The organism is Ralstonia sp. 110700041-2, from assembly GCF_056280165.1.
The window spans coordinates 285419-303401 of the sequence record NZ_JBSFAI010000004.1; the positions used below are offsets into that span (position 1 = coordinate 285419).

Genomic DNA, 17983 nt, shown 5'->3' on the forward strand with positions numbered 1-17983 from the left:
CAGAGGTCGAAACTTTCGACCTCTGACAGACGGCTTCGACCCTCTGACGGCGGAACGCCAGCCTCGACTCGATGACTTCGTATCTCTGATGGCGAAGCGTGGGCTTCGGAGGGCCGATGGGTGGGATGTTTTTGGGCAGAGTGCGAACCTTTGAGCCCCGCGCGCCGCAGTTTGACGGCGAGGTGTCGCTCTCATGCAAGCGAATTCAGGTGTTTGAGCGCGACACATGAGGCCAAAACTGCGGCGCTCGGCGGTCTATTGGGTAGCCGCGAGCAGCATAGGGCGGCGTTCCACTCTACGCCGCAGGCTGGGTCGGTGGCGCCACGCGGCGCTTGATGAAAACCGCCGGGGATAACACCGGGATATGCCGGGCGCGCAGCGTGACCAGCCAATCGCCCACGGCGTCTTCGCAGGTGAGGCGAAAGTGGTCCGCATCGATCCACTCCACCTCATCCAGCCAGAACGTGTAGTACGCCGCACCGATGGTGCCGGTGCTGATCGCGCGTGAAAGGTCGGGCGCGACGAGCGTGATGGAGACGGCCTCTTCAAACGGGCAGTCGTAATTGGTGATGAGGACGAAGCCGAGATCGGTCTGGTACTGCCGCAGCAGTTCGTAGCCGGGGATGGTGAGCGTCGGGTGCGGCACGCCGTCGACAATCACGCGCGTGCGCATGGGCCATTGCTCATACGGGCCCCTGTGTTTCTCCAGGGCGAAGCGTTGGAGCGGCTGCATGGCGGCGGCGCGTTGGCTGCGCTATTCCTTGCGCATGCCGCACAGGGCGACCTGGCGTGCAGGATCGGCGGAATCCTTCCAGTCGGGTTCTTCGCGCTTCTGGTACGCCTCCATTGTTTGGTAGCCCTTTACGCTCCAGGAGAACTCGCTGTAGCGCGAGACCTCGATGACGGCCAGGCCGCAGCGCTTGCGATGGTCTTCAATCTTGAAGGCCGCGTGCGGGTGGTCGCCGGACAAGTCCTGCTCGATTACCTTGTAGCGCGTGGGGCCGCACTTGAAGAAGCTGGCATTCCATTCGATGGTGTTCGAGCGCAGGAACAAGGCGCCGTAGCAGGCACGCCGTCACCGCGGAAGGTTCCGGTCAGCGCATCTGCGGCCATGGTCGATTGTGCGGTCAGCAGCGATACGGCGACGAGGAGGCGTCCTACTTGCATGCGGCGGTTCCGATCTTCGGGATGAGCGTGAGCACGTAATCGAGTTTCCGGATGTACGCGGCGTCGCCGTGGTCCTGCCAGCGCTCGAAATCGGTTTTCGGTCTGGCCTGGGCCTTGGTGACCATCTGCCCCTCCGTGGTTGCTTGACCTGTGGAGGGGCATGGTAGCCAGCGCCCGTCGGCGGCGTGTTAACGGCTGTTGATGTACCTTGCCGGTGGCTGGCAATTGGCATCGGTGGCGTGCCGGGCTTCACTGCTTGGGCGAGGGATCGTCCTGCGGGTTGACGTATTTGATATCGAGCGGCCCCGTGCCATGAATCTGCACCACCGTCGCCGCCCTGGTGAAGGCGTAGTGGTGCATGCCTCCGGGCAGGTTGTGAAAACCGCCGGTCTTGAGCGCATGCGCGGCGCCCATGTCCATGGTGTCACCGCTGCCCAGGTACAGCGTGCCCGAGATCACCGTGAGGTTCTCGGTCTCGGTGTGCCAGTGCGGCGGCACCTTGTAGCCGCCTGGCGTTTTCAGGCGTACGACGTAGGGGCCGTCCTTGCCGGGGTCGCCGTAGAGCACGGCAAGCTTGGCGCCTTTGGGCAAGCCGGGCGGCGCGTCGACCCACTTCAGGGCGGATGGGTTGATCATGGTCATGTCGCCCATGGCGGCGTCTTGGGCGGCAGCGGGCGCGGCGCCCAGGCACAGCAGCATGGCCGCTGGCAGCAGTATCGATTGCGCGGATGGTGTCTTCATCGTCGTCTCCTTCTTGCCTCGGCATCGGCTCGCGGGCGACGCTGATGGCCGCCGCTGGAGAGCGAGAGGTGCCGCATCCTCATCGTAGGGAAAGCACCCGCGCGGCTGACAAGCGCGCAATTGCCCTAGGCGGGAGATGGCGAGCAACGCCCAACACCAAACAAAAACGCCCGGTGGTGAGCCGGGCGTTTGTTGCAGAGCGATGCGCTTACACAGCGCGCTTTTGCGGCACCAGCGAGCGCCAGAAGCGCTGGCCGAAACGGCGCACATCGCGCAGGTTGCGCTTGAGCATGTAGTCGAGATCGGCGACCTGTTCGTCGATGGCTTCGGTCAACAGGCTCATCGTGTCGGCGGGCGGCAATTCGAGGTAGGCATCGGCCTCGCCATAGGCGTATTGCACGCGCATGCCAGCCTTCTTGGCGATGTGCATCATGGCCGCGTTGCGCGACAGGCAATGCATGTACAGCGTGCGAACCTTGGTGTTCTGGCCGTGCATGGCGGCACGCTGGAACAGCGCACTGCCTACGCCCTTGCCGCGCGCCGATTCCGACACCGACACGCCGAACTCCGCCACGCGCCCTTGCGGGTTGTCGCGCAGGTAGGCGAGGTGGCCCACGCCGGTCAGCTCCAGGCGCTCGTTGTAGACCCCGAAGACCTTGTCGTGGTCGAAATCGATGCTGTCGACGTACGCTTCGATGACGTGATCCCGTACCACCTGGCCGAAACGCAGCAGACGGTCTTCCTCGCCCAGGGCGAGCAGGTGTTTGAGCAGGCGCGACCGGTGGTGCGCAGCAAGCTCGCGCACCAGCACGGTGGAACGCGGCGCACCTTGCGCGGCTTCCGTTTTGTCGATGTCGTCCTGGGTGACGACGCCGATGGCCTTGCTCAGTTCGAGCGGGTTCACGACACGGTTCCTGTTCTGATCGCGCCCTTCAGTGGAGGGCGGCAAGTGATGAGTTGGAGGCGCGGATGACACCTCCGGGGCACTCAGGGGGGGGCAACTGAGTGTTGTGCAATGCACCATGCTATTGTAGTGCAATCAGGGTTTCCCCGTAAGTCTGGTGTCAGACTTTCCATAGAATTTCCCGATAAATCATTGATTTAGCGCATCTGAGCAAGGTCTCCAGCGGTGTGGTGCAGCAACAACGTAAATGCTGCGTCGCGCAAAAGAGATGGGGCGTGCGCTTTCCAAGTGCCGCACGCGTTACATCACTACCCGCAGTACGATCGCCGCCTGTAACGCCGCTCAACAATAGCCGTGCGAAGATGCGCCATCAAGACGCCCCAGCCTCCTGATTTTCCATGACACCCTCGCGCATTCTTGTGATCTACGCGCATCCTGCGCCGCGCCGGTCGCGCGCCAACAAGCCACTCGCGCGTGCGCTGGCCAGCTTGCCCGGCGTGGCCATGCACGACCTGTACTGGCATTACCCCGATTTCGACATCGACGTGCGTGCCGAGCAGGAAGCGGTGGAAGCGGCGGAGCTGATCGTCTTCCAGTTTCCGGTGCAGTGGTATGCCACGCCGTCGCTGCTCAAGGAGTGGATCGACGTGGTGCTGGAGATGGGCTGGGCCTATGGGCCGGGCGGCACGGCGTTGCGCGGCAAGCATCTAATGGTGCTCGCCACCACTGGCGGCCGCGCGCATTCCTACAACCCGGATGGCGTTCACGGCCACACGTTCGACATGTTCCTGCTGCCGCTGCAGCAGACCGCCGCGCTGTGCGGCATGCAATGGCAGCCGCCGCATGTGCTGCACGACGCCGACGATGCGTCTGCTGACGTCATCGACGCCCATATCGCGCAGGTCCGCGCCGCACTGCAGCCCTGGCTCCGGGCCGATGCCGACGCCAACTCCGTCGCCTGACGTTTCCGATCTCTTCCCTGCCTATGCAATCGCACGATCTGCTCGTCAATTTCGTCATCTACCTGGCTGCGGCTGTGGCAGCGGTGCCGCTGGCGCGTCGGCTGGGGCTGGGCTCGGTGCTCGGCTATCTGCTGGCCGGGGTGATCGTCGGGCCGTGGGGCCTGCGGCTCATCACCAATGTGCAGTCGATTCTGGATTTCTCTGAATTCGGCGTCGTACTGATGATGTTTGTGATTGGCCTGGAGCTGGAGCCGGCGCGGCTGTGGTCGCTGCGGCGGAGCATCTTCGGCTACGGCGGGCTGCAGATTGTGGTGTGTGCGCTGGCCGTCGGGCTGGCGGTCATGGCGGTGGGCCATCCGTGGCGCTCAGCTGTGGTGGCGGGGCTGGGCCTGGCGCTGTCATCCACGGCGATTGCGCTGGCCACGCTTTCCGAGCGCAACCTCATGCGCACGCCCGCTGGCACGGCCAGCTTCGGCATTCTGCTGTTCCAGGACATTGCGGCCATCCCGATGATCGCGCTGCTGCCACTGTTGGCGACGGACGCAAGCGACGCGTCCGGCGGCCATAGCTGGGTGGCGGCGGCCAAGGCAGTGGGCGTGGTGGCAGCCGTGATCTTTGGCGGACGCACCCTGCTGCGGCCCGTGCTGCGCGCAATTGCCCGCACCAACATGCGCGAGATGTTCACCTCGTTCTCGCTGCTGCTGGTGGTGGGCATTGCGCTGCTGATGCACGGCGTGGGCCTGTCGATGGCGCTGGGCGCCTTCATTGCCGGTGTGCTGCTCGCCGATTCCGAATACCGTCACGCGCTCGAAACCGACATCGAGCCGTTCAAGGGCCTGCTGCTCGGCCTGTTTTTCCTGGCCGTCGGCATGTCGATCGACTTTGGCGTGCTGATGCGCCAGCCGTGGGCTGTGATCGGGCTGGTTGCGGTGTTCCTGGCGGTCAAGATTGGCGCGCTGCGCCTGCTCGCCAACCGCTTTGGCATTGCGCGCGGGCAGGCGTGGCTGTTTGCATTCCTGCTCTCGCAGGGTGGTGAATTTGCATTCGTGGTGTTCGGCCCCGGCGTGGCGGGCAACGTGCTCGGTGCGGAGACGGCTGCTGCGCTCAACCTCGTGGTGGCGCTCTCGATGGCCGCGACGCCGTTGCTGCTGCTCCTGCACGACAAGGTGCTGGTGCCGCGGTTCATGGATGGCAAGAAGCGCGCGCCCGACACGATCGAGCCGCAGGAGAACGAAGTCATCATCGCGGGCTTCGGCCGATTTGGGCAGATTGTCGGTCGCATGCTCTATAGCCAGGGCTACAGCGCCACCGTGCTCGATCACGACCCCGACCAGATCGACATGCTGCGCCGCTTCGGCTTCAAGGTCTTCTACGGCGATGCCACGCGCATGGACCTGCTGGAGACCGCCGGCGCCGACAAGGCCAGCATGATGGTTGTCGCCATCGACGACATGGAAACCAACCTGGAGGTGGTCGACCGCGTGCGCGAGCGCTTTCCCCACCTGAAGCTGTACGTGCGGGCGCGCAACGTGTCGCACGTGTACCAACTGCGCGACCGCGGCGTGGAAGTGATCGAGCGCGAGATGTTCGAGGGCTCGCTCATGCTTAGCCGCCGGGTGCTGGAGGGCCTGGGCAAGGAGCCCTACGAAGCGCACCGCATCGCGCAGACGTTCCGCCGCCACACGCTCAATTCAATGGAGCAGGTCTACCCGGTTTACCGCGATCAGAAGAAGCTCGTTTCCCTTGCACAGCAAGGGCGTGACGAACTGACCGAAATGTTCCAGCGCGACCGCATGCAGCGCAAGCGCCTGCGCGAATCCGGCATGCCCTGGGGCGAGGGCGACGACCACAGCGACGTGGAAGGCATGCAGCCCGACAGCGACCTGGCCAACGAAGGTGACGGTGGCGACGCCGACGCTCCGATTGATTGCCCCGCGCGCGCGGGCATCCGACGCGACGGCTGACCCGCGCTGGTGATGAACCCCGTTCTAGGCGCAAGCAGCGTGAACAAACAAAAAGGAGCGCTTTTGGGCGCTCCTCGGGGCAGACTGGCAGGATTGCGCGGCGCTTACACGGCCACGCTCACATTGCGCCGCAGTTCGCAGGTGCTGAGCGAATCGGCCTCGCCGCGCAACAGCAACTGGCCGTTGCCGACCAGTTCGCGGCAGCGCCAGAAGACAAACCAGTCGCTGGCGAGCAGCCCGTCGATGGCGCCCATGATGCTGCCGACCACGTCCCGTGCGCTGGCCCAGTCAGTGGGAACATGCTCCAGGATCACTTCATCCACCGTGCCGTACGACACCGGTACCAGCGTGTTGCCCTTCCATAGCCGCGTATCGGCGTTCTCGCGCACGGTCTGTTGCCATTCGTAGGCCAGGCGGCCGATGCGCAGCACCGACACCGGCGCGATGGTCGAAAACCGCCGCGCCAGCCGGGCGCCTGAATACATGCCGATGGTAGTTAGCGGGCCCTGACCGTTGGGCGCCTCAAGTTCGCGCACATCCATGCCGACTTCATTGATGCGCTGGGGCGATTGATGCAGGTGAAACGCCACGCGGCGCAGCATGAGCTGATCCGACGCGCTCTGGCCGTGCCAGATGGCGACTTCCGTGGTGGCATCGCGCAGGTCGGCGAGTGACGCAAGTGCGTCCCGCATCTCGGCGGCGAAATCGATGTTGCTGTTGGGCGCCACGCGCTGCCAGAAGCCGGAGCGCGCCATGGCGACGCTGTCGACGTCGACCAGCGGCCCGACGGCGAGATCGTCGCGCAGCACGACTACGGAATCGGGGCGGCCAGCCTGTGCGAGCGCCTGCTTGAGTGTGGCGCCGGCAACTTCGCCGTTGACGACATGGATGTATTGCATGGCAGCAATTGTAGCGAGAGTGTCATCGCCGCGCTTTCGTTTTACGCATCTCTATCAGTATTCCTTTGCGCGGTGTCATGTGCCTATCCGAAGGGGGGATAGCCCTCGGGCAATCCTCAGGCTGGCGTGAGAAAATCGCGGTTTTGTTGCAGACCATAACTAAGAACAGGTGAGGAAACATCCATGAGAGCCCCGTTGTTGCCCAAGGGTTTGCGCCCTGCAGTGCTGGCCGCCGTCGCACTGGTCGGTGCGCTGGCTGCCGGCCACGCTGCCGCCGTGCCGCCGGCTGAAATCTACAAGCGCGCCCAGCAGGAAAAACCCGCGCTGATCGACACCATGAAGACTTTGGTCTCGATCGAATCGGGCAGCAAGGACATCGAAGGCCTGGACAAGATTGCCGGCGTGATTGCCGAGCGCCTGCGCGGCATGGGCGGCGACGTCAAGCTCATCGACCCCAGCGACCACGCTTACCGCATGGCCGATACCCCCGAGAAGATCGGCAAGATGGTGCTCGCGCGCTTCAAGGGCGATGGCAAGCGCAACATCATGCTAATTGCGCACATGGATACCGTGTATCTCAAGGGCATGCTCGCGCAGCAGCCATTCCGCATCGACGGTGAACGCGCCTACGGTCTGGGCATTGCCGACGACAAGAACGGCGTCGCGGTCATCCTCCACACGGTGTCGATCCTGCAGGCCGTCAATTTCAAGCAATACGGCACGCTCACGGTGCTGATCAACGGCGATGAAGAAATCAGCTCGCCGGGCGCGCGGGCCATGCAGGCCAAGCTGGGCGCCGAGCAGGACGCCGTGTTCTCGTGCGAAGGCACGCGCGTGACGTCGGACAAGCTGTCGGTGGCCACCAGCGGCATCGGCGCGATCCTGCTGGATGTGAAGGGCAAGGCTTCGCACGCCGGCGGCGCGCCGGAGCAGGGCCGCAACGCGCTGTACGAACTGTCGCACCAGGTGCTGCAGATGCGCGATCTGTCCAAGCCCGAAACGGGCCTCAAGGTGAACTGGACAGTGGCGCAGGCAGGCACGAACCGCAACGTGATCCCGGCCGCGGCCAGCGCTCAGGCCGATGTGCGCCTGCTGCGCGCAGCCGACGCCGACAAGTTGGAAGAAACCGTCAACGAACGCATCAAGAACAAACTGATCCCGGATACGCAGGTCACAGCCAAGTTCGAGCGCCGTCGCCCGCCGCTGGAAGCCACGCCGGCGTCGCGCGCGCTGGCCGAACACGCTCAGAAGATCTATGGCGAACTCGGCAAGACGCTGGAGATTGACGACAAGGCCGAAGGCGGCGGCACCGATGCCGCGTTTGCCGCGTCGAAGACGAAGGCGCCCGTGATCGAGCGTTTTGGCCTGGCGAGCTTTGGCGCGCACTCGAATGACGCCGAATATGTCGACCTGAACTCCATCGTGCCGCGCCTGTACCTGTTGACGCGCATGATCATGGACGTGTCGCGCGATCGCGTCGGCCCGGCCAAGTAACCGCACTGCAATGCGGCGCGTAAGCCTTACACGCGCCGCAGCAGCTCTCTTGCGCGAAGCCGCTGCCCTGCGGCTTCCCACCGCCCGGGTGCCGGGTATTCCGCTTGCTTTCCCCTGACGCATGTCCCCAGCTACGGCCGCCCGGCCGGTGGAGCGTGCGCCATGTCCGAACATCCCGCCGCAGCATCGAACGACCCCGCCTGCGAACCGGAGGGAGCGCCCGCGCGGCCGAGCCGGCGCGGCTTTTTGCAGAGCGCGGCCGCCGCCGCCTCGGCCTTGGCGCTGCCGCATGAGCCGGCTGCAGCGCGCGTTTCGGCGCCAGGTGCGGCCCGCCCGGCCGCGTTGGCACCGGCAAGGCCGGTGTCGCTCAATATCAACGGCAAGCGGTATGGGCTGTCGCTGGAGCCGCGTGTCACGTTGCTCGATGCGCTGCGCGAGGTGCTGGGTCTGACCGGCACCAAGAAAGGCTGCGACCGCGGTCAGTGCGGCGCGTGCACCGTCCTCGTGAATGGCCGGCGCATCAACAGCTGCCTGACGCTGGCGATCATGCACGAAGGCGAGGACATCACCACCGTCGAAGGCCTGGCGCACGTGCACGACGGCGTGGTCGACCGTGCGGCGTTACACCCGGTGCAGGCCGCGTTTCTTGAACGCGACGCGTTTCAGTGCGGCTACTGCACGCCGGGCCAGATCTGCTCGGCGGTGGCGGTGCTGGAAGAGGCGCGCTGCGGCATGCCGAGCACCGTCACGTCGCCCGCGGCGCTCGGTAATGACGGCGCCGTTGCGCTGACCGAAGACGAAATACGCGAGCGCATGAGCGGCAACCTCTGCCGCTGCGGCGCGTACCCCAACATCGTGGCGGCGATTCGCGTGGTGGCTGCCAAGTCCGGCAACGGTGCCTGAGGAGCCTCATGCAATCGATTGCTTATGACCGTGCATCTTCCGTCGAGGCTGCCGTGCGCCTGGGCAACGAGCCGGGCGCGCGCTATATCGGCGGCGGGACGAATCTGCTGGACCTGATGAAGGGCGGGATCGAGCAGCCGCAGCGCCTCGTGGACGTGAGCCGCCTGCCGCTGGCGCAGATTCGCGCGTTGCCCGACGGCGGCCTGCGACTGGGCGCGATGGCGCGCAATGCCGACACGGCGGCGCATCCGCTGGTGCGCTCGCGCTATCCGCTCCTGAGCGAGGCGATTGTCTCGGGTGCGTCGGGGCAGCTGCGCAACATGGCCACCAACGGCGGCAACCTGATGCAGCGCACGCGCTGCCATTACTTCTACGACACGGCGTACCCGGCGTGCAACAAGCGGCAGCCCGGCTCCGGCTGTGCCGCGCGCGAGGGTTTCAATCGCATGCATGCCATTCTGGGTGCGAGCGAGGCATGCGTGGCGACGCATCCGTCCGACATGGCCGTCGCCTTGGCCGCGCTCGACGCCACGGTGGTGGTGCACGGCGCGCGCGGTGAGCGGCGTATCCCGATCGACGCGTTCCATCGGCTGCCGGAAGCGCACCCCGAAATCGACACGACACTCGGGCCCGGCGAGCTGATCGTCGCCATCGATCTGCCGCCGCCCGTGTTCGGCTCGCACGTGCATTACCTGAAGGTGCGCGACCGTGCCAGTTATGCGTTTGCGCTGGTGTCGGTGGCTGCGGCGCTGGCGTTGCAAGCGGATGGGCGGACGATCCGGGAGGCGCGCATCGTGCTGGGCGGCGTCGCGCACAAGCCGTGGCGTGCGCATGCGGCGGAGCAGATGCTGGCGGGGCAGGTGCTGGACGCGCACTTGTTTGCCCAGGCCGGCGCGTTGGCCGTGCAGGGCGCACAGCCACTGCGCGACAACGGCTTCAAGGTGCCGCTCGCACAGCGTGCGGTGGCGCGCGCGCTAACCGTGGCTTCCGACCCGACTGGAGGCGTGGCATGAGCAACGTCGGCCAACCGCTGGACCGCACTGACGGTCTGCTTAAAGTCACGGGCCAGGCACGCTACTCGGCCGAGTTTCAGGTGCCGCGTCTGGTGCATGCGGTGCTGGTGCAAAGCACGGTGCCCGCCGGCCGAATCACCCGGGTGGATACACACGTTGCGCAGGCCATGCCCGGCGTGCTGCTGGTGATGACGCACGAGAACGCGCCGCGCTTGCCTAACGATGGCAAGCCCGCGCTGGAACCGCCGGCCGGACGCGTGCTCTCGTTGCTGCAGGACGATCAGGTGCACTACAACGGCCAGCCCGTGGCGGTCGTCGTGGGCGACACTCTGGAACACGCGCAGGCCGCAGCGCGCATGGTGCGCGTAGAGGTTGCCCAGCAGCCGGCGCGGCTCGACTTCGAAACCGCCCGCGCCGATGCGCACTCGCCCGGCAAGGTGCAGACGCAATCGGCCGATACCATGCGCGGCGATATGGCCTCCGGCATGGCGCAGGCGGCGCAGCGCATCGAGGCCATCTACGGGACGCCCATGGAAGCGCACAACCCGATGGAGCCGCACGCCACCATCGCCGTGTGGGAGGGCGATTCGCTCACGTTGTACGACAGCACGCAGTACGTCTCGGGTGTGCGCCGCACCGTCGCCAAGACGCTAGGTCTGTCGCCTGACAAGCTGCGTGTGGTGTGCCCGTTCGTGGGCGGCGGGTTCGGCTGCAAAGGCTCGGTGTGGTCGCACGTGGTGCTGGCGGCGATGGCCGCGCGCCAGGCGGGGCGGCCCGTCAAGCTTGTTCTGGAGCGGGCGCAGATGTTCGGCCCCGTCGGCGGGCGCCCGCGTACCGAGCAGCGCATCGCCATGGGCGCCGCCAGCGATGGCCGCTTCACCGCCATCTCTCATGACTCGCTGACCACCACGTCGATGATTGAGGATTGGACCGAGCCCTGCGCCATCGTCACGCGCATGCTTTACGACACGCCCAACCAGCGGACGACGCATCGGCTGGCGCGTTTGAACGTCGGTACGCCCACCTTCCAGCGCGCACCCGGCGAAGCCACTGGCACGTTCGCGCTGGAAGTCGCGCTGGATGAGATGGCCTACGCGCTTGGCATCGACCCCGTGGAACTGCGCCTGCGCAACGATGCCGCCCAAGACCCGGAAAAACGCATCCCGTGGTCGAGCAAATCCCTGGCTGCCTGCTACCGGACGGGCGCCGAGCGCTTCGGCTGGGCGCGCCGCAACCCGCAGCCGGGCAGCATGCGCGAGGGCACTACGCGCGTCGGCTGGGGCATGGCCACGGCCACGTACCCAGCCAATCGCAGCGCGGCTGCTGCCACGGCGCGCTATCTGCCCGACGGTACGGCGCAGGTCGAATCGGGATCGCAGGATCTGGGCACCGGCACTTACACGGTGATGACGCAGGTGGCGGCCGATGCCATGGGCATGCCCGTCGACCGCGTGCTCTTCAGTCTGGGCGATACGCGCATGCCCGAAGCGCCGGTGTCGGGCGGCTCGCAGAGCGTGGCCAGCGTATCGCCCGCGGTGCAGGCCGCCGGCCAGCAGGCACGCGATGCATTGATTGCCGCGGCCATTGCCGACGCCAGTTCGCCGCTGCATGGGCTGGACGCGGGCGCCATCACGGTGGCCGATGGTGTTCTGAGCGCACACAGCGGTGCTCGGGAACCGGCGGCTGCCGTAGTCGCCCGCTATGGTCGCCCCATCGAGGTGACCGCCAAGGTGCAGCCGGGCGAAGAGAAGCAGAAGTTCTCAATGCACTCGTTCGGCGCGGTGTTTGCCGAGGTCCATGTCGACGCGGACCTGGGCGTGATCCGCGTCTCGCGCATAGTGGGGAGCTACGGCGTCGGGCGGTTGCTCAACGCCAAGACGGGCCGTAGCCAGCTCATGGGCGGCATCGTCTGGGGCATAGGCATGGCGCTGTTCGAAGAGAGCCTGCTGGACCCGCGTTACGGTCGCATCGTCAACAACAACCTGGCGGAGTACCACGTGCCCGTCAACGCCGATGTGCCCGACATCGACATCCTCGTACTCGACGAGGCGGACCCGCACATCAACCCGCTGGGCGCCAAGGGCATCGGCGAGATCGGCATCACCGGCGTGCCGGCGGCCATCGCCAACGCCGTCTATCACGCCACCGGCCGGCGCGTGCGCGAATTGCCGATCACGCTCGACAAGCTCATCTGAGCGCGCATGAAAAAGCCCCGCCGGCGCATCACCAGCGGGGCCAGAGTGGGCCAAGAGGCGGAAAACGGAGGATGCCTGGAGACAGGCCCGTAACTGATCAATGCGTGACGGCTGCGTGACGAACGCGGTGAATGCCGTTCAGCGCATCAATTCGGAACCGGATACCCGTAGACCGTGCCGCCGCCCTCGCGGGAGCGGCCGGCCGGGTCGCTGCGCATGCCTTCCGAATAGGGATCGAAGCGGCCTGCGCGCGCGCCTTCTGTATACGTGTCGAAGCGGCCGGTGCGGGCACCGTCGCTATAGACGTCAAACCGTTCGGCGCGAGCATTCTGGCCGAACACTTCCACGCGGCTGGCCTGCGCCCAAGCGCTGCCCGCCGCGAGGGCCCCGACCGCCAACATGGCGGCCAACCCCATTTGCTTGAGTCGCATGGCGAACTCCTTCTTCAACTGATTTTCGGTGCTGTTTTAGGCGTGGTCATTTGATGTCCTGCCACGGTCTACAGCCTAGGTCAGGAGGCATGCCGCATCCACGGTGGAGCGACGAACGGTTTGTTGTCGGCGCCGAAATGATGCAAGTCAGCGTGAACGGCGCTGAAAAGCGCGCCAATGGCGTAACGCCACCGGCAATCTCCCAACCTTTTTGTCTAATCAAGAGATGGGGTGAAAGCCAGCGCTCGGCGTTGATGCACCACAGCAGGGCGTCCCGAGCCGGCAAGCCTTGCCATAGGCCGATTTGGTGCAGCGCATTAAGAGCGATGCGCGCTTACCACACTTGGTAGAACGATTCCGTGAATTGCTTTGCCGCGCATATGGGCTTTTGTTAAATTTGCGCGGCACTTCCGACACGGAAGTTAAGGAAACGGAGGAGCCCAACCTCATGCACACGGGGTCGGGCGGTTTGAGACAACTCTTTTATTACGAGCCCACATGAAAAAGTCTGCCATTCTGGTCGCAGTTGGCGCCCTGTTCGCAGGTTCTGCCTATGCCCAATCGAGCGTGACGCTGTACGGTATTGTCGATACCAGCATTCACTACATCAACAACGCCAACCAAGCTGGCAACAGCGTGACCCAGATGGAAAGCGGTGCTGTGTCGAACAGCCGCTGGGGCCTGAAGGGCTCGGAAGACCTGGGTGGCGGCAACAAGGCACTGTTCGTGCTGGAAAGCGGCTTCAACTCCGACTCGGGCACGATGAGCAGCAAGGGTACGCTGTTCAACCGTCAATCGTTCGTGGGTCTGTCGAACAAGGACCTGGGCACCATCCCCTGGGCCGTCAATACAACTTCGGCTTCACGACGGGCGGCAACTTCGACCCGCTGGGCGTGGGTAACTACGACGGCAATTCGTGGATGTACTACGGCCTGACCGGTCTGCGTGAATCGAACATGCTGAAGTACGAAGGCAAGTGGAACGGCCTGTCGGTCGGCCTGGCCTACGGCTTTGGCGAAGTGCCGGGTGCTGCAAGCCAGAACTCGTACGTTGGCGGCACGGTGGCCTATGAATTCGGCCCGGCCTACATCGGCGCATTCGCACAGCAGCACAAGGATATTGCTGGCAACAAGCAAACCGTTTGGGGTATCGGTGGTAACTACACCATCGCTGCAGCCAAGCTGTTCGCAGGCTACATCGACAGCAGCGACGCCACGGGTTGCGTGAACAGCTCGGCTAACTGCGTCGGCGGCAGCGCCTTCGGCCTGAACATCTACGGCAACGCCACCTCGGGCGCTGGCCTGACCCCGGGCGCCACGAAGCGTCGTGACCACGTCGGCATCCTGGGCGTGACGTACAACATCACCCCGGCCCTGGCTCTGACGGGCGCGTTCTACTACGACAGCATCAACAACGCTGCCCTGACCGCCGGCAACGACGGCAAGCGCTACACCGGCGTGCTGCTGGCCGAGTACGCCCTGTCCAAGCGCACGCAAGTGTATGGCACGGTCGACTACAACAAGGTCAAGGACGCAGCTCTGCCGGAACTGTCGGGTGGCGGCAACGCAACCGGCGTTGGCAAGTCGAACCAGACGAGCGTTGGCGTGGGTATCCGCCACATCTTCTAATCGACGCTGTCACTCGATTGGGAACGGAAAAGGCGCCTTCGGGCGCCTTTTCTTTTGCCTGCCGTTTTTGTATTTCGCCGGGGCGAGCTTGCCTGGGCATCGGCCTACAATGTTTCTTTCCGTTTCTTTCCTCCGACATTGCGCCATGACTTCCGCACGTACTGCCCGCCGTCGTCTGATTGCTTCTGCTGCGCTACTGTGCGCCGGTCTGCCGTTGCTTGCTGCTGCGCCGGTGCAAGCGCAGGACTATCCGGCCAAGCCGATCCGCATCATCGTCGCCTATCCGACTGGTGGCATTTCCGACAACGTGGCGCGTGCACTGGGTGAAAAGCTGTCGGCGCAACTGGGCCAGCCGGTGGTGGTGGAAAACCGCGCCGGTGCCGGCGGCAGCATCGGCATGGATGCCGTGGCCAAGTCGGCCCCCGATGGCTACACGTTGGGCTTCTCATCGGTCAGCCCGCTCACGCTCAACCCGCATTTCAGCAAGCTGCCGTATGACCCGCAGAAAGACATCGCGCCCGTGGCCAATGTCATGTATGCGCCGATGATCCTGCTGGGCACGCCGTCGTTCACAGGCAAGAGCTTTGCCGACATGCTGAGCCAGTCGCGCACCAAACCGGGCTCGATCCGCTGGTCGACATCGGGCCTGGGTACGGTGGGGCATCTCGCGCTGGAGCAGATCAAGTCGCAGGCGCACGTCGATATCACGCTCATCCCGTACAAGGGCGGTGGCCAGCAATTGACGGATGCGCTGGGCGGCCAAGTGGAAGTCATGTCGACCAACGTCGGTCCGACCTTGATGCAACACATCACCAGCGGCAAGCTGCGCCCGCTGGCGGTTGGGGCGCCGCACCGGCTCGATGCGCTGCCGAATGTGCCGACCTTCACCGAACTCGGTTACGCCAAGGCGAATATGGCCTCGACCTTCGGCGTGTTCGCCCCCGCCAAGACGCCTGCGCCCGTGATTGCCCGATTGAACGCAGAGATCAACAAGGCGCTGGCTGCGCCCGATTTGCGCGAGCGCCTCACGCAGGCCGCCGTGGTGCCGGCCGGCGGCACGGCCGAACAGTTTGCCGCGGCCATCCGGGCGGAATACGACAGCAACGGCCGCATCGTGCGCGCCGCCGGCATCAAGGAACAGTGAGCCGGCTTACGCCGTAAACCGGTACCCCACGCCGACTTCGGTCAGCAGGTGTTCGGGCCGCGCCGGATCGCGTTCCAGCTTGTGGCGCAGATGGCCCATGTAGATGCGCAGGTAGTGGCTGCTGTCGGAATGCGCCGGGCCCCAGACTTCGCGCAGCAGCTCGCGGTGCGTCATCACGGTGCCGCGGCGGCCGAGCAGCACCGCCAGCAGCCGGTATTCGATCGGGGTGAGATGCACCGCCTCGCCGTTGCGGCTGACCAGGCGGCGCGCCAGGTCGACTTCCACCTCGCCGAAGCGGATGACGCTGCCGCCGTCTTCGCCGCGCTTGGCATGTCGCCGCAACAGCACGCGCAGGCGCGCAACCAGTTCGCCCACGCCGAAGGGTTTGGTCAGGTAATCATCCGCGCCCGCATCGAGCGCTTCGATCTTGTCGCGCTCATCCACGCGGGCCGAAAGCACGAGCACCGGCACTTCCGTCCAGGTGCGCAACTCGCGAATCAACTGCATGCCGTCGCCATCGGGCAGGCCGAGATCGAGAATCACCGCATCCGGCTGACGCGTGCCCGCTTCGATCAGGCCGCGCTCGACGCGGTCGGCTTCGTGGACTTCGCAGCCTTCCTCCTCCAGTGCAGCGCGGACGAAGCGTCGGATGTGCGGCTCGTCGTCGATGACGAGGACGGTGGGTGTGAATGTGAACGGCATGGCACGCATTGTAGAGCGCGCCCATAAAAAAACGGACCCCGCAGGGTCCGTCTTGCTTGCATGCGATACCGCTTCGCTCAGGCCTTCTTTGCCCAGGCGCTGCACCAACCCTTGTTGGCGACGTCCTTGCCGGCGAACAGCGGGCAACCGCCTTGCGCAGCCGTACCGCCTTGGTACAGGGCGCAGTTGCCGCAGTGCTGATCCGGCGTGTGCTTCGGGAACTTGGCCTTGTCGGCCTTGGTGGTGTCAGCCACGTAGCCCAGTGCCTTGGCTTGCGGATCGGTTTCCGCCACCATCGGTGCAGCCAGTGCGAGGTCCGACATCGACATGACGGCGCCCGCGGCGGCCACGATGGGGATGCTCTTCAGGAATTGACGACGATTGGACATGCTGATTCCTTTTGTGGGAGTGTGTTGTGTGGCGTCCCGTGCCGCCCGCGCAGTGCTCAGGCTCGCCCTAGGAGACAGCGGACGGCGTCGGCGCGCCGTTTACCCGCTTGTGCATTCTGGCACAGCAATCGGGCGGCGGCATCTGCGTCCGGTCAATGTTCCCCATACCTGAGCGCAGCAATCGCGGATGTTCGTGGCCTTCGATTGGCGCCGTGCCATGCCGCGCAAGTACCCACATGCACCGTACGATCGGGGCGTGCAGCCGTCAGCGCGGGGCGCCGCCCCCCAAATGGCCGGCCGACCCCGGTGGCAATTTGCCGCACGCGTGTGTGTACTTACTTCAGTAGACCCTGCAACGCGTTTAAGAATGCGTCGCATTCATCGTCGGTGCCGACGGTGATGCGCAGATGCTGGTCGATGCGTGCGAGCTTGAAGTGGCGCACGAAGATGGCGCGCTCTTTCAGCCGTGCTGCCAGCGTTGCGGCATCGTGGTGCGGATGCCGTGCGAACAGGAAGTTCGCCATCGACGGCACGACCTCGAACCCCAGCGATTGCAGCGATTGCGTCAGCCGCGCGCGGCTTGCCACCACGCGCGCACACGTGGCGCGGAAGTACGCTTCGTCTTCGTAAGCCGCTTGGGCGGCAGCCTGCGCGAGGCGATCCAGCGGATACGAGTTGAAGCTGTCCTTCACGCGATTGAGCGCTTCGACGAGCGCCGCGTGCCCGAACGCGAAGCCCACGCGCATGCCGGCCAGCGAGCGCGACTTCGACGTCGTGTGCACAACCAGCAGATTCGGATAGCGGTCGATGAGCGCAATGGCGGACTCCGCGCCGAAATCCACATAGGCCTCGTCCACCACGACGACAGACGACGGGTTCGCAGCGACGATCCGTTCGATCTCTGCCAGCGGCAGCGCGTGGCCGGTCGGCGCGTTCGGATTCGGGAACAGCACGCCGCCTGCGTCGCCAAGATAGTCATCGGCGCGGATGGAGAAGTCGTCCGCCAGCTGCACCACCTCGCACTGCACGCCGTAAAGCCGCGCGTAGGTCGGATAGAAGCTGTACGAGATGTCCGGAAAGCGCAGCGGCTTGTCGTGCTTGAGCAGCGCCTGGAAGACGTGCGCCAACACTTCGTCCGACCCATTGCCGGCAAAAACCTGTTCCGGCTTGAGGCCGACATGCGCGGCGACCGTCTCGCGCAGCCGGCGCGAGAGCGGATCGGGATAGCGGCGCAGATTCTCGCCCGTCTCTCCCAGCTCTGCAGCGATCGCGGCCACCACGCGCGGCGACGGCGGGTACGGGTTCTCGTTGGTGTTCAGCTTGATGGGCCGCGCGATGGCCGGCTGTTCGCCCGGGACATAGGGCACAAGTTGCTGAACGATATCGCTCCAGTAACGGCTCACGACTCGACTCCTGATGAGGTGACTATTTTCTAAGCGTGCCCGCA

Annotated in this window: 17 protein-coding genes and 1 pseudogene; 8 read left to right on the forward strand and 10 right to left on the reverse strand. The window is 65.2% G+C overall.

The annotated features are described in order from the left end of the window. Nucleotides 1-295: 295 nt before the first annotated feature. The 5 genes from ACUXH0_RS08095 to ACUXH0_RS08115 form a co-directional block, all read right to left on the reverse strand. The gene (locus tag ACUXH0_RS08095) at nt 296-733 is read right to left on the reverse strand and encodes a hypothetical protein (RefSeq protein WP_012436639.1); all 438 of its coding nucleotides are present in this window, start codon (nt 731-733) and stop codon (nt 296-298) included. Nucleotides 734-754: 21 nt separating this feature from the next. Next, nucleotides 755-1054, reverse strand: a complete 300-nt coding sequence (locus ACUXH0_RS08100) for a hypothetical protein (RefSeq protein WP_012436638.1) — start codon at nt 1052-1054, stop codon at nt 755-757. 103 nt (nt 1055-1157) lie between these two features. Beyond that, complete coding sequence (locus ACUXH0_RS08105; RefSeq protein ID WP_004628851.1) at nt 1158-1292, reverse strand: hypothetical protein; 135 nt, start codon at nt 1290-1292, stop codon at nt 1158-1160. A 124-nt stretch (nt 1293-1416) separates the two neighbouring features. Further along, the gene (locus ACUXH0_RS08110; RefSeq protein WP_004628852.1) at nt 1417-1908 is read right to left on the reverse strand and encodes a cupin domain-containing protein; all 492 of its coding nucleotides are present in this window, start codon (nt 1906-1908) and stop codon (nt 1417-1419) included. A 208-nt stretch (nt 1909-2116) separates the two neighbouring features. Further along, nucleotides 2117-2812 carry a GNAT family N-acetyltransferase gene (locus ACUXH0_RS08115; RefSeq protein ID WP_004628855.1) on the reverse strand — a complete coding sequence of 232 codons (696 nt, stop codon included), beginning with the start codon at nt 2810-2812 and terminating at the stop codon, nt 2117-2119. 398 nt (nt 2813-3210) lie between these two features. Between ACUXH0_RS08115 and kefF the strand changes: the two genes are divergently transcribed. Both kefF and kefC read left to right on the forward strand, forming a co-directional pair. Then, nucleotides 3211-3774, forward strand: coding sequence for a glutathione-regulated potassium-efflux system oxidoreductase KefF (gene kefF, locus ACUXH0_RS08120; RefSeq protein WP_004628856.1), 564 nt, complete (start codon nt 3211-3213; stop codon nt 3772-3774). 23 nt (nt 3775-3797) lie between these two features. Beyond that, a complete protein-coding gene (gene kefC, locus ACUXH0_RS08125; protein ID WP_012436637.1) occupies nt 3798-5738 on the forward strand; it encodes a glutathione-regulated potassium-efflux system protein KefC in 1941 nt (646 codons plus the stop codon). A gap of 104 nt (nt 5739-5842) precedes the next feature. Here the strand turns inward: kefC and ACUXH0_RS08130 are convergent, their stop codons facing one another. Next, nucleotides 5843-6637, reverse strand: a complete 795-nt coding sequence (locus tag ACUXH0_RS08130; RefSeq protein ID WP_004628859.1) for a DUF1835 domain-containing protein — start codon at nt 6635-6637, stop codon at nt 5843-5845. A gap of 183 nt (nt 6638-6820) precedes the next feature. Between ACUXH0_RS08130 and ACUXH0_RS08135 the strand changes: the two genes are divergently transcribed. From ACUXH0_RS08135 to ACUXH0_RS08150, 4 genes are all read left to right on the forward strand, one after another. Then, a complete protein-coding gene (locus ACUXH0_RS08135; RefSeq protein ID WP_012436635.1) occupies nt 6821-8131 on the forward strand; it encodes a M20/M25/M40 family metallo-hydrolase in 1311 nt (436 codons plus the stop codon). 162 nt (nt 8132-8293) lie between these two features. Beyond that, nucleotides 8294-9034, forward strand: a complete 741-nt coding sequence (locus ACUXH0_RS08140; RefSeq protein WP_012436634.1) for a 2Fe-2S iron-sulfur cluster-binding protein — start codon at nt 8294-8296, stop codon at nt 9032-9034. Between the two features lie 8 nt (nt 9035-9042). Further along, a complete protein-coding gene (locus ACUXH0_RS08145; protein ID WP_012436633.1) occupies nt 9043-10047 on the forward strand; it encodes an FAD binding domain-containing protein in 1005 nt (334 codons plus the stop codon). Beyond that, nucleotides 10044-12242, forward strand: coding sequence for a xanthine dehydrogenase family protein molybdopterin-binding subunit (locus ACUXH0_RS08150; RefSeq protein WP_012436632.1), 2199 nt, complete (start codon nt 10044-10046; stop codon nt 12240-12242). The genes ACUXH0_RS08145 and ACUXH0_RS08150 overlap by 4 nt, the downstream gene beginning before the upstream one ends. A 146-nt stretch (nt 12243-12388) precedes the next feature. Here ACUXH0_RS08150 and ACUXH0_RS08155 read toward each other — a convergent pair whose 3' ends face one another. Continuing rightward, on the reverse strand, nt 12389-12673 hold the full coding sequence (locus ACUXH0_RS08155; protein ID WP_004628870.1) for a hypothetical protein: 285 nt from the start codon (nt 12671-12673) through the stop codon (nt 12389-12391). A 498-nt stretch (nt 12674-13171) separates the two neighbouring features. Between ACUXH0_RS08155 and ACUXH0_RS08160 the strand changes: the two are divergent. Both ACUXH0_RS08160 and ACUXH0_RS08165 read left to right on the forward strand, forming a co-directional pair. Continuing rightward, nucleotides 13172-14301, forward strand: a pseudogene (locus ACUXH0_RS08160) (porin). A gap of 145 nt (nt 14302-14446) precedes the next feature. After that, the gene (locus ACUXH0_RS08165) at nt 14447-15445 is read left to right on the forward strand and encodes a Bug family tripartite tricarboxylate transporter substrate binding protein (protein WP_012436630.1); all 999 of its coding nucleotides are present in this window, start codon (nt 14447-14449) and stop codon (nt 15443-15445) included. Nucleotides 15446-15451: 6 nt separating this feature from the next. Here the strand turns inward: ACUXH0_RS08165 and kdpE are convergent, their stop codons facing one another. The 3 genes from kdpE to hisC form a co-directional block, all read right to left on the reverse strand. After that, nucleotides 15452-16156 carry a two-component system response regulator KdpE gene (gene kdpE, locus ACUXH0_RS08170; RefSeq protein ID WP_004628876.1) on the reverse strand — a complete coding sequence of 235 codons (705 nt, stop codon included), beginning with the start codon at nt 16154-16156 and terminating at the stop codon, nt 15452-15454. A gap of 68 nt (nt 16157-16224) precedes the next feature. Then, nucleotides 16225-16536, reverse strand: coding sequence for a high-potential iron-sulfur protein (locus tag ACUXH0_RS08175; RefSeq protein ID WP_004628878.1), 312 nt, complete (start codon nt 16534-16536; stop codon nt 16225-16227). A 335-nt stretch (nt 16537-16871) separates the two neighbouring features. Next, complete coding sequence (gene hisC / locus ACUXH0_RS08180; protein ID WP_182593880.1) at nt 16872-17939, reverse strand: histidinol-phosphate transaminase; 1068 nt, start codon at nt 17937-17939, stop codon at nt 16872-16874. Between the last annotated feature and the right edge of the window lie 44 nt (nt 17940-17983).